This is a genomic window from Pseudocitrobacter vendiensis, from assembly GCF_943590815.1.
GTDB classification, from domain to species: domain Bacteria; phylum Pseudomonadota; class Gammaproteobacteria; order Enterobacterales; family Enterobacteriaceae; genus Pseudocitrobacter; species Pseudocitrobacter vendiensis.
On sequence record NZ_CALSBS010000010.1, the window covers coordinates 99990 to 113054 of the forward strand.

Consider the following 13065-nt stretch of genomic DNA (forward strand, 5'->3'; position numbering starts at 1 on the left):
GAAATTTTACATGTACCACCTTGGTGGTAGTATTTTTTGTTTTTTAACTTACTGTTATATAAGTATTTTTATGGGTATTTTGCGATTTAACATCCCATGTAGAGATGTTAATGGTATTAAGGGGTAGATGATTTTTATCCGTCGGCATACCGCCTTTTATCTGGTCAAAAAAAAGGCGCGATTCCTCGCGCCTGATAATCAAAAAGTCATACTTATTTTTTAGTTTTACGCCCGTATACCACCCACGTAATAAATACGCAGGCAATATAGAACACGAGGAAGACTTTCATCGCCCCAGCAGGGGAACCGGTTAATTCCAGAGACGTACCGAAGGCTTTTGGAATAAAGAAGCCGCCGATTGCGCCAATCGCTGAAATAAAGCCCAGTGCAGCCGCCGTATCGGTTGCGGCTTCACGCATCGCTTTCTCTTCAGAACCGCCTTCCGCTTTAACGCGCTCCATCGTCAGCTTACGGAAGATAACGGAGATCATCTGGAAGGTGGAACCGCTACCCAGCCCGGCCGTCAGGAACAGCACGAGGAAGACGGCGAAGAACGCGGTGAAGTTACCGCCCACACCATCAGCAGGTAGGGTCATAAACAGCAGCGCACTGAAGACCGCCATCAGGATAAAGTTAACCAGCGTCACGCGCGTCCCGCCCAGACGGTCGGAAATCGCCCCGCCCGCAGAACGTGCCAGCGCGCCGATAAACGGACCGAAGAAGGCGTAATGCAGGATCTGCACTTCCGGGAACTGGGTTTTCGACAGCATCGCGAAACCGGCAGAGAAACCGATAAACGAGCCGAAGGTTGCCAGATACAGCAGGCTCATGATCCACAGGTGGCCGCGTTTCAGAACCGGTAACTGCTCGCGCAAAGACGCTTTCGACGCCGCCAGCTCGTTCATGCCAAACCAGGCCGCGAGGGTGAAGATTGCCAGGAACGGCACCCAAATCCACGCCGCATTCGCCAGATAAAGCTGAGTGCCATCCGGCTGTTCAACGCCCTGGCTGCCAAACGCCGCAAAGATAGAAAGGGAGATCGCCAGCGGTGCAACCAACTGCATGACGCTCACGCCCATATTACCCAGGCCGCCGTTAATACCCAGCGCCCCGCCCTGTTTCTCTTTCGGGAAGAAGAAGCTGATGTTCGCCATGCTGGAAGCGAAGTTCGCGCCGGCAAAACCACACAACAAAGAGATAATGATAAAGGTACTAAATGGCGTAGAAGTATCCTGCACCGCAAAACCTAACCACACGCAAGGGATTATCAGGATCCCGGTACTGAACGCCGTCCAGCGGCGACCGCCCACCAGCGGCACCATAAAGGAGTAAGGCACACGCAGCAGCGCGCCCGACACCGAGGGTAGCGCCGTCAGCATAAACAATTGATCGGTAGTAAACTGGAAGCCGACTTTCGGTAGATTCACCGCCACGGCACTAAACAACATCCACACACAGAACGCCAACAGCAAGCACGGGACGGAAATCCATAAATTTCGGCTGGCGACACGGTGACCGCGCGACTGCCAAAATTCGGGATCTTCCGGGCGCCATTCAGTAATAACAGCGCCGCTTGGGGAGCCACCCCGTCAGGGATCCTGCTGTATATGTTTAAACGTCTGTTTACACCACTGACGCTGGTTAATCAACTGGCACTCATTGTCCTGCTTTCTACCGCCATTGGCGTAGCGGGCATGATCACCTCTGGTCGCCTGGTTGACGGCGTCCAGGGCAGCGCGCACGCCATTAATAAAGCCGGCTCGCTGCGTATGCAGAGCTATCGCCTGCTTGCTGCGATTCCCATTAATGAGAATGACAACGCGCTATTTGATGAGATGCGCACCACCGTATTCAGCCCGGAACTGATAGAAGCCGCCCGCCGCGATGGTCAACAGGAGCAATTGATCGCGCTGCAGCAATACTGGCAATCCAGCCTCGCCCCGGGGATTCGCCAGGCGCAAAGCCAGGATGTCGTGGCGGGAGAAGTGGCGAATTTTGTTGGCCGTATCGACCAACTGGTGACGGCGTTTGACCACACCACTGAAAAACGTATTCACCACGTGGTTTGGGTTCACCGTGCGATGGCGGCGATCATGGCGCTGTTGCTGCTGTTTACCGTTATCTGGCTGCGCGCCCGCCTGCTGCGTCCGTGGCAGCAACTGCTGAGCATGGCGCGCGCGGTAAGTCATCGCGATTTTACCCAGCGCGCGCAAATCAGCGGCCGCAATGAAATGGCGACCCTCGGCATGGCGCTGAACAATATGTCGGAAGAGCTGGCGGAAAGTTACGCTTCGCTCGAACGCCGGGTCCAGGAAAAAACCGCCGGGCTGGAACAGAAAAATGCCATTCTCGCGTTCCTGTGGCAGGCCAATCGCCGCCTGCACGCCAATGCCCCACTGTGTGAACGCATTTCTCCCGTGTTGAATGGTTTGCAGGGCCTGACGCCGCTGCGCGAAATCGAAGTACGGGTATATGATATTGAAGATGAAGAGAATCATCAGGAATTCAGCTGCCATTCCGGTATGGCCTGCGATGATAAAGGCTGCTATCTGTGTCCGCGTGACGATCTCCTGACGCCGGACGGCGGCAGCACGCTGAAATGGCGCTTAACCGATAGCCATAATCAATACGGTATTTTACTGGCGACGCTGCCGCATGGCCGCCAGCTCAGTCACGATCAACAACAACTGGTCGACACACTGCTGGAACAGCTGACCGCAACGCTGGCGCTCGACCGACACCAGGAGCGCCAGCAACAGCTTATCGTCATGGAAGAGCGCGCCACCATCGCCCGCGAACTGCATGACTCCATCGCCCAATCGCTCTCCTGTATGAAAATGCAGGTGAGCTGCCTGCAAATGCAGGGCGCAGATTTGACGCCAGAGAGCCGCGAGCTGCTGGGGCAAATCCGCAACGAACTGAACACATCGTGGGCGCAATTACGTGAACTGCTCACCACATTCCGACTAAAGCTCACCGAGCCAGGTTTACGCCCGGCGCTGGAAGCCAGCTGTCAGGAATACAGCGCGCACTTTGGTTTCCCGGTGCAGCTCGATTATCAGCTGCCACCGCGCTATGTACCGTCTCACCAGGCGATCCACGTCTTACAAATCGCCCGCGAAGCGTTGAGTAATTCCCTTAAGCATTCGCAGGCCAGTGACGTTAAAGTGACCGTCACGCAGCAGGATAATCAGGTCAAACTGGTGGTGGCGGACAACGGCTGCGGCGTACCGGTTCACGCCGAGCGCAGCAACCATTATGGACTCATTATTATGCGTGACCGCGCGCAGAGCCTGCGCGGCGACTGCCAGGTACGACGTCGCGAAAGCGGCGGCACTGAAGTGGTGGTCACGTTTATCCCTGAAAAACCCCTCTCAACTCAAGAAGGAGATATCCATGAGTAATCAGGAACGGGCAACTATCCTGTTAATTGACGATCATCCGATGCTCCGTACTGGCGTAAAACAGCTCATCAGTATGGCGCCGGATATTCAGGTCGTTGGCGAAGCCAGCAATGGCGAGCAAGGCATTGAACTGGCTGAAGCGCTCGATCCCGATCTGATCCTGCTCGATCTCAACATGCCCGGCATGAATGGTCTGGAAACACTCGACAAACTGCGCGAGAAAAGCCTTTCTGGCCGCGTGGTGGTATTCAGTGTCTCAAACCATGAAGAAGATGTGGTCACCGCCCTGAAGCGCGGCGCAGATGGTTATCTGCTAAAAGATATGGAACCGGAAGACTTGCTGAAAGCGCTGCAACAGGCCGCAGCCGGTGAGATGGTATTAAGCGAAGCCTTAACGCCAGTGCTGGCTGCCAGCCTTCGTGCTAACCGTGCCACGTCAGACCGCGACATCAATCAGCTTACCCCACGCGAGCGCGATATCCTGAAACTGATTGCGCAGGGTCTGCCCAATAAAATGATCGCCCGTCGCCTCGACATTACCGAAAGCACGGTAAAGGTTCACGTGAAGCATATGCTGAAGAAAATGAAGCTGAAATCACGCGTCGAAGCGGCCGTCTGGGTGCATCAGGAACGTATTTTCTAAGGATTTGCTTGCCAGCTGTTCCCCTCTTCAGGGAAGCTGACAAGCGGCTCGGTCAGTGACAAAGTAATCTCATTCGACGACACACGCTGACCGTGTTTATCCTCAACCACCACTTTCAAATGCCAGCGGTTGCTGGCGCCCTCACTGTAATCCCACGCGGGAATGATAATGCTCCAGCCATCCGCGCTATCGCGTGAGGCTGGCGGCGTGAGACTCAGCGCCTGGGTATCGCCCTCCCAGCTCAGTGATTTAATCCCGTGCAGACTGCGGATTTGCAGCTTAAGTTGCACCGTTTCGCCACCGCTGAGATCCCACGGCGGTGTCGCCAGGTACACAGTTAAATCTTTGCGTTGACGCGACTCCATCACCGGTAACGCATTACGTTCCGGGCTGTCATAGCGGCTACCGCGCAGCGAGCGCGTCATCGCGACTTCGTCCGCCTGAAGCTGTTTCTTCAACGGCACACCAAAACGGTAGTTGAGTTTCATCCCCAGATTATTCTGTCTGACGCCGCTTTCGCCCTGCTTATGCTGGGCGCTGAAAGTGACCAGCGGCACCGGCGTATAGTTGAGCCCAAGTGAAACAGCGACCGGGTTGTGATACCCCGTACCGCTGTGGAACAGATCGACATTATCGCCAAAATACTGCTCCAGACTCAGGCTGGTGTTGATGTGATGATAAGAGGGGATCCACGCCTGCGCGGTGACATCGTAGCCGCGCGCCATGCGCTGCTGCAGCGTCTCTTCTGTGTTGGACCATGTACGCAGCGGTTGGTAGTAGTTCGCGGAGAAACGCAGATACTCGCCCCAGGCTTCCGCGCCTAATCCGCCGCGATCGAGATTTTCATCCAGCAAGTTGTCATAAAAGGTGTTGTACCCCAGCAACCATTTACCGGCCACCCAGCGCTGACCCAGGCCCACATTGCCGATCAGTCCTTCATCCTGTTGCGCCACACCAAGCTGGCTCCAGGTGAGGTAATCCCATTGATCCTGCAACGGCACAAACCAGCTGCCGTGGCTACCGGTAAACCCGCCGTCATCATCGACCTGAAGCGCTACGCTGGTATTGCCCCACGGCGACAGCCAGTTTTCCAGCGCCTGATTCACCTCACCGCTCACCTGATCGCGGATTTTAGACAGCGCAAACATTCGCGCCTGCTCGCCGGTATCCAGCCCGTTGTCCACCATACTGGCTTCACCAAAGGCTTTCGCCATTTCGGCAAGGTGCTTTTCGCCCTCGTTACTCTCTTTCGCCATCCCGAGATCGGGAAGGTTATCCTGATTATTATTGAAAGGGTTTTCAGCCTGCTGGATAAAAGATGAACGTGCAGCGCCGCTGGCACTCGCCAGCAGCAATAACAACCAGAATGGAGAACGAAAACGTGAGACTAAAAGCATTTTTTTAGTTTATCGCGTTTGCTTAACCATTTCAGCTTTAAGGGGGATTTCGGGAAAATTCTGGTTCTATACCCTCTCCCTGAGGGAGAGGGGACCGATCGCACTTATGTTTAGGATCTGCATCGTTTTCTCCCTCTCCCTCAGGGAGAGGGCCGGGGTGAGGGTGTCCGCTCACATCACCAATAAACCCTCTCAACTCCGGCACACATGACCCACAGTTTGTCCCACACTTCAGCTTTTGCCCTAATGCATCGACAGACGTACATCCCCCGGCGATGGCTTGGCGAATTCGCGTCTCCCCCACGCTAAAGCAGCTACAGACAATTCGCCCCTGCGCGGGTTGCCCATTGACGCGGCCATTTAATAACGCATGCCGATCGGCTGGCGTTTGTGGCGCGCTGTCAAATGCCGCCGTAATCAGCGCCAGTTCGATAACAGGCAAAGTTTCAGCGCTCCACAGCCCGAGCATCAATCTGCCTTCATGCCATGCCAGAAAATGACAAAGTGCTCCTGCCCGCGCGGTATGCACCTGCCAGTTGCGCTGCTGGCAAAACAGCAGCAGCTCATCATAGATAACCTTATCGCCGCATAGCGTCAGGTGATGTAAGCCGTCGATCGCCTTACGCCACCACTGCACGTGATTCGGTAACAGAACCGGCTCACGGGAAATCAATTCCCCTTGCCACACCGGTTGCCAGGGCGCAATGCGTACCGCAACCTGTTTGCTTTCTGGTTGCCCGGAGTGCGGATCGGTCACCGCTTCAACCAGCGCATTCACTTTTCCCTGACGCGCGAAGCAGGCATTCCAGTGCATTGGCACAAACAGCGCGCCCGGCCGCTGTCCTGCCTGAATCGACACTTTGGCCACCATGACCCCCTGTCGCGAGGTGATTCGGGCGAAACCACCTTCGCGAAGCTGAAAATGTTCCGCATCCTGCACGGAAACATCGACCGTCGGCTGCGCGATATGCTGCATCAAACGCGGCACGGTGCCTGTGCGGGTCATGGTGTGCCACTGGTCGCGAATACGACCGCTATTGAGCAACAGAGGATAAAGCGGCCCGATGCGCGCCCGGGTCGTTTGCGGTTCCACGGGCACCATTCGCAGCCGCTTATCCGCCCGCCAGCCCTGCTGGAGATCCAGTGAGTCACCGCCAGCACGCACAGGCCAACGCACAGGGGCCAGTGCGTCCCACTCGGCGCGGGTAAGGTTCGCCAGACCGCTAATATCAAACGCGCGCTTGCCATGGTTTTCGAATCCGGAAAGTGCGGCGTGCTCACAAAATACCGCGTGGGGATGCTGCCAACGGAACGCATCGCCATAGCCCAGCGCGCGCGCCATTTGGGCGATAATCCACCAGTCGGCTTTTGCCTCGCCGGGAGCAGGAAGAAACGCACGCTGACGCGAAATGCGTCGTTCTGAATTGGTCACCGTGCCGTTTTTCTCGCCCCAGCTCAGGGCTGGAAAACGAACATGCGCGTAACGCGAGGTGTCGGTATCGGCGGCCACCTCAGAAACGATGACCAGCGGACACGCCGCCAGCGCCTGACAGACCGCGTGGCTATCGGGTAACGAAACGGCCGGGTTAGTCCCCATAATCCACACGGCCTTGACGTCACCGCGCCCAATCGCGGCAAACAGATCGACCGCCATCAACCCCGGCGTTTGCGCCAACCGTTCCGTTCCCCAGAAGCGGGCAACACGTGCCAAATCGTCGGGCTCAAAGTTCATGTGCGCCGCCAGCATCGTCGCCAGGCCGCCAACCTCCCGACCGCCCATCGCATTCGGCTGCCCGGTCAGCGAAAATGGCCCACATCCGGGGCGAGCGAATTTCCCACAGGCCAAGTGGACATTGATAATTGCATTGCATTTATCGCTGCCGCTGGCGGACTGATTAATGCCCATCGTGTAGAGCGTAATGGCGCGCGGTGCGGTGATAAACGCCGTATAAAAATCGTTAACTTCCTGCTCCGTCAGGCCGCAAAATGCCGCAACCCGCGCCACGGTCCAGGGTTCGGCGGAATCCCTTGCCGCCTGCGCATCCGCATATTGCCGGGCGAATTTCCCCTGCTGCGCAATTTCGCGCAGCAAACCCACAAACAGCCCGGCGTCACTACCGGGTGCGATGGCCAGATGACTATCCGCGATATCACAGGTCGCCGTGCGGCGCGGATCGATAACCACCACTCGCATCTGCGGATTGGCCTGCTTTGCTTTCGCCAGACGCTGATACAGCACCGGATGCGACCACGCGGCATTTGAGCCGACCAGCACCACCAGGTCACTGTTTTCAACATCGTCATAGCTACACGGCACCACATCCGCCCCGAAGGCGCGTTTGTAGCCCGTCACCGCCGAGGACATACACAGACGAGAGTTGGTATCGATATTGGCCGCGCCGATAAATCCCTTCATCAGCTTGTTTGCCGCGTAATAATCCTCCGTCAGCAGTTGCCCGGAGGCATAAAACGCCACCGCCTGCGGCCCGTGTTCCTCAATAATCGTCCGCAGTCGTCCCCCCGCCTCATCGATCGCGTGCTGCCAACTGACGCGCTGCCCTGCCACTTCCGGGTGCAACAACCTTCCCGCAAGATCCGTCGTTTCACCAAGCGCCGCCCCCTTCACACACAGGCGACCAAAATTGGCTGGATGCGCGTCATCGCCGCGCACGCTGACCACGCCCACCTCTTCGCTAGCAATCACCCCGCAGCCTACGCCGCAGTAGGGGCATGTGGTTCGGGTTTCAGTCATGAGGCCTCCGCACGCAGCAGTAACGGCTGATTACTGACCCACACGGTGCCGTTCTCCACTTTCACCGGCCAGGCGCGCACCACGGCTTCGCCGCTATCGCACTGTCGGCCATCACGCAGACGAATACGCCGTTTGTAGAGCGGCGAAATAACAATGGGTTCGCCCGCCGCATCCCCCAGCAGGCCGCGTGACAGGACGTTAGCCTGGCTACCGGGCTCAAGATTATCAAGGGCATAGACGTTTTCGCCAAAGCGGAACAACGCAATTTGCATCTCACCGAGGCGCGCGCCAATCCCGGCCTGAGCGGGGATCGCGGTCAGCGCGCAAATCGCCTGCCACGGCTTTGTGCTGACATTAAGCGTCGGCATAACCGGCATTTGTACCGGCTGCAACTGCCCACGCACATCATGGCGCTGTACGGCCTCATCCGGCATGTCGCTGTTAACGTATGAGCGGAACAACGCCAGCCGCTGTGGGTCGTTCAGCGTGGTACGCCATTCACACTGATAACTGTCGATGACGCGCGCCATTTCCCGTTCCAGATCGTCGGCAATACCGAGGCTATCGTTAAGAATCACCTCGCGCAGATAGTCGATTCCCCCTTCCAGGTTATCCATCCAGGTGCTGGTGCGTTGCAAACGGTCGGCAGTGCGAATATAGAACATCAGAAAACGGTCGATGGTGCGCAGCAGCGTGGCGTCATCGAGGTCGCTGGCGAAGAGGTCGGCATGACGGGGTTTCATGCCGCCATTGCCGCACAAATAGAGATTCCAGCCTTTTTCGGTAGCAATCACGCCCACATCTTTACCCTGTGCTTCCGCGCATTCCCGGGTGCATCCCGACACCGCCATTTTGATCTTATGTGGCGCGCGAAGCCCCTTATAGCGATGCTCCAGCGTCACGGCGAGCGCAGTTGAGTCCTGCACGCCGTAGCGACACCAGGTCGAGCCCACACATGATTTCACCGTGCGTAAGGATTTCCCGTAGGCGTGACCGGTTTCGAATCCGGCATCAATCAGTTCGCGCCAGATGGCGGGCAACTGTTCAAGCCGTGCGCCGAAAAGGTCAATGCGCTGGCCGCCGGTAATTTTGCTGTACAGCTGATAACGTTTAGCCACCTCTCCGATAGCGATAAGCCCATCCGGCGTGACTTCGCCCGCCGCCATACGCGGCACAATGGAATAGGTACCGTCTTTCTGGATATTTGCGAAGTAACGATCGTTGGTATCCTGCAACGGTAAGTGTGCCGGTTTCAGCAAATAGTCATTCCAGCAAGAGGCGAGAACAGAGGCCACCAGCGGTTTACAGATTTCACAACCGTCGCCATGACCGTAGCGGATAATCAGTTGCTCAAAGGTATGGATACGGTTAACCCGTACCAGGTGATAAATCTCCTGTCGTGAATACGCAAAGTGCTCACAAACATCTTTTTTAACCTCAACACCCTGCTGTGCAAGCTGAAATTCCATCACCTGTTTCACCAGTGTGCTGCATCCGCCGCAGCCCGTTGCCGCTTTAGTGCAGCTTTTGATGGCCCCCATCTCCGTTGCGCCCGCCACGACCGCATGGCAGATATCACCTTTACTGACGTTATGACAGGAGCATATTTGCGCGCTATCCGGTAATGCCGCTACGCCCAACGCTTTCGGCGCACTGCCTTCCTGCGCCGGTAAAATCAGCGATGCGGGTTGCGCCGGGAGGGCAATCGCGTTAAGCATCATTTGCAGCAGCGTAGGGTAATCGCTGGCGTCACCCACCAGCACACCGCCGAGCAGCGTTTTGCCGTCGGCGCTCACCACAATTTTTTTGTACACCTGCGCCGGGCCATCTACCCATTGATAGCACTGGCAACCCGTTGTGCGCCCCTGCGCGTCGCCGAATGACGCCACATCCACGCCCAGCAGCTTCAGTTTGGTACTCATATCCGCGCCAGTAAACGGCAGTTCTGTACCGGCAAGCACCGCCGCCACGGTGCGCGCCATCTGGTAACCGGGCGCGACCAGGCCGAAGATTTTGTTCTCCCACAGCGCGCATTCACCAATGGCAAACATATCAGCGTCCGAGGTGCGGCAGTGGTTATCCACGATAATGCCCCCGCGTTCTCCCACGCTCAGGTTCGCGCTGCGGGCCAGCGTATCCTGTGGGCGAATGCCCGCCGAAAAAACCACCATGTCGGTCAGCAGCGTTTCGCCGTCGGCAAAACGCAGGGTCAGGCCCTCCGCCGTGTGTTCAATCGCGGTCGTCGTCTTACTGGTGTGGACGCCCACGCCGAGTTCGCTGATTTTCTCGCGCAGCATCGCCGCACCGCCGTTATCGAGCTGTACCGCCATCAAATTAGGCGCGAACTCAACCACGTGCGTTTCCAGCCCTAACTGACGCAGCGCATTGGCGGCCTCCAGCCCCAGCAACCCGCCGCCAATCACCACGCCCCGCGTCGCTGTTTTTGCGTGCGCAGCAATCGCGTCCAGGTCGTCCAGCGTGCGATAGACAAAGCAGCCCGGCAAATCATTGCCGGGGATCGGCGGAACAAATGGCCAGGAGCCGGTCGCCAGCACCAGTTTGTCCCAGTGCAGCTCATGCCCCAGCGCATCACGAATCAGGTGCGTTTGCGGGTCGATGGCCGTCACCGCCTGCGAAAGGCGTAATTCAATACCGTTTACGGTGAAGAAATCGTCTTCCACCAGCGACAATGACGCCGCATCGCGCCCGGAGAAGTATTCAGAGAGATGTACGCGGTCATAGGCGGCATAACGCTCAGCGCCGAAAACCACAATCTGATAGCGCTGATGAAGATTTTGCTGCACACATTGTTGCAGAAAATGGTGGCCGACCATGCCGTGCCCTACTACCGCAAGCGTTGGTTTGATCATTATTTGTCTTCCTTCAGCCGTTGGCTGCGCTGTGAATTGGTCGAAGATCCAGCCCGGCTGTGCGGGTTGGGGAGATTGGATAAGATCGGTAAACGTGGCGGCAGCGGTGCAATCGCCCATCAGTAATACGCCGCGAAGCCTGCCATCGCGCAGCAGCAGGCGGCGATAATGGCCGCTTTGTGGGTCAAATGAAGACCAGACGTCGTCATTTTCAACCGCCTCTATCGGGCCGGCGCTAAAGAGATCGATACCGGTCACTTTCAGGCGAGTACCGTTATCCTGCCAGTGAAAATCCGCCTGCTCAGTGCCCGCCAGACGCGCACTGAGCACCTCGGCCTGTCGCAAACAAGGTGCGACTAATCCCCAGGTTTGCCCGTCGATTTCGCAACATTCACCGATAGCGCTCACACCTGGCACCGCCGTTGCCAGTTGGCGATTGACCACAATCCCACGCTGGCAATGCATCCCGCTTCGTGCTGCCAGGGCAATATTAGGACGGACACCGGCTGCAATAACGACGCGCACAGCGGGCAGACAACGGCCATCATTAAGTTCAACAAACTGCTCGCGAATCGCGCGTACGTTCGCGTTGAGTTCGCAGCGGATCCCTCGCGCTTGCAGGTTTTGCACCAGTAACTGACTCGCCTGACTGTCGAGCTGCTGTTCCATTAATTTGTCGCCACGATGCACTAACGTGACGTTGTCACCTCTCAGCACCAGTGCCGCCGCCGCTTCCACGCCCAGCACACCGCCGCCGATGACCACGGTATCACCGGGTGTCGCCAGCATGGCCTGCACATCCGCCAGCGTGCGAAAAGTGTGGACATGCGGCAAAGCAATGCCCGGAAACGGCGGCATAAACGGCAGCGAACCACAGGTAAAAACCAGCTCATCCCACGGCAACTCACCATGAGTGGTAACTACACGCCGCGTTTGCGTGCAGACCTGCAGCGCCGTCTCGCCCTGCCGCACGTGAATATCGTGCTCCGTATACCAGGCAGGCGATTGCAGCAGCGTCTGGCTGAAGGCTTTTTCGCCGCTCAGCACGGGTGAAAGCTGGATGCGGTTATAGGCCTGACAGGGTTCATCACCGATTATGGTGATGGCAAACGCCCCGGGCGCGACCTTCACCAACCGCTCAGCCAGCCGGGTTGCCGCCATGCCGTTGCCAATCATCACCAGTTTTCGCATCACGCGTCCCCTTACGCCGCTTTGGGCTGTTTTTCGTAAAGGAAATGGAGAATTTGCTGGCGCAAATGGTGGTAACGACTGTCATCGGCCAGTAGTACGCGATTGCGCGGGCGCGCAAGGTTGACATCGAGAATTTCACCGACCGTCGCCGCCGGGCCATTCGTCATCATCAACACCCGGTCAGAAAGCAGTACCGCTTCGTCAACGTCGTGGGTAATCAGCACAATGGTAGTATTCAGCGCCTGCTGAATCTGCATTACCGAGTCCTGGAGATGTGCGCGGGTAAGCGCGTCCAGTGCGCCAAACGGCTCATCCATCAACAGCACTTTCGGCTTCATCGCCAGCGCGCGGGCAATGCCGACGCGCTGCTTCATCCCGCCCGAGATTTCTCCCGGACGTTTATGCAGCGCATGGCCCATCTGCACCCGCTCAAGGTTGTGTACGATCCAGTCGCGGCGTTCGGCTTTGCTCATGCTTTTGTGAAACACGTGATCTACCGCCAGCGCCACGTTGTCGAAGCAGGTTAACCACGGCAGCAGTGAGTGGTTCTGGAAAACGACGGCGCGCTCCGGGCCCGGGCCCGCAATTTCACGGTTGTCGCAAATCAGGCCACCTTCTGTCGGGAGCGTTATTCCGGCAATCAGATTAAGCAGCGTCGATTTACCGCAGCCGGAGTGACCGATAAGGCTTACCGTTTCACCTTCGTGGATATCGAATGACACGTTTTGCAGCGCCAGAAACTCACCGCTGGCGGTATGGAATCGTTGGCTGACGGCCTGAACCTGAATTAAGGGTTTCATCATGCGCT

7 protein-coding genes are annotated in these 13065 nt (G+C 57.2%); 2 read left to right on the plus strand and 5 right to left on the minus strand.

What is annotated here, in order from left to right:
- Positions 1 to 212: 212 nt before the first annotated feature.
- Positions 213 to 1562 (minus strand): NarK family nitrate/nitrite MFS transporter, encoded by a 1350-nt coding sequence (locus tag NMC31_RS12775; protein ID WP_253898176.1) that lies wholly within the window; start codon positions 1560 to 1562, stop codon positions 213 to 215.
- Positions 1563 to 1607: 45 nt separating this feature from the next.
- Here NMC31_RS12775 and narX point away from each other — a divergent pair, with 45 nt between their 5' ends.
- Entirely contained in the window at positions 1608 to 3404 is a 1797-nt protein-coding gene (narX, locus tag NMC31_RS12780; RefSeq protein ID WP_253898142.1) for a nitrate/nitrite two-component system sensor histidine kinase NarX, read from the plus strand.
- Positions 3397 to 4047 (plus strand): two-component system response regulator NarL, encoded by a 651-nt coding sequence (gene narL, locus NMC31_RS12785; RefSeq protein ID WP_108477100.1) that lies wholly within the window; start codon positions 3397 to 3399, stop codon positions 4045 to 4047. The genes narX and narL overlap by 8 nt, the downstream gene beginning before the upstream one ends.
- Here the strand turns inward: narL and NMC31_RS12790 are convergent.
- The 4 genes from NMC31_RS12790 to NMC31_RS12805 are packed head-to-tail and all read right to left on the minus strand — an operon-like array spanning position 4044 to position 13057.
- On the minus strand, positions 4044 to 5444 hold the full coding sequence (locus NMC31_RS12790; protein ID WP_253898143.1) for a YchO/YchP family invasin: 1401 nt from the start codon (positions 5442 to 5444) through the stop codon (positions 4044 to 4046). The genes narL and NMC31_RS12790 overlap by 4 nt on opposite strands.
- Positions 5445 to 5481: 37 nt before the next feature.
- Positions 5482 to 8196, minus strand: a complete 2715-nt coding sequence (locus NMC31_RS12795) for a nitrate reductase (protein WP_253898144.1) — start codon at positions 8194 to 8196, stop codon at positions 5482 to 5484.
- Complete coding sequence (gene nirB / locus NMC31_RS12800) at positions 8193 to 12257, minus strand: nitrite reductase large subunit NirB (RefSeq protein ID WP_436650244.1); 4065 nt, start codon at positions 12255 to 12257, stop codon at positions 8193 to 8195. Before nirB ends, NMC31_RS12795 begins: the two co-directional genes overlap by 4 nt.
- 11 nt (positions 12258 to 12268) lie before the next feature.
- Complete coding sequence (locus NMC31_RS12805; RefSeq protein ID WP_253898177.1) at positions 12269 to 13057, minus strand: ABC transporter ATP-binding protein; 789 nt, start codon at positions 13055 to 13057, stop codon at positions 12269 to 12271.
- Positions 13058 to 13065 lie beyond the last annotated feature (8 nt).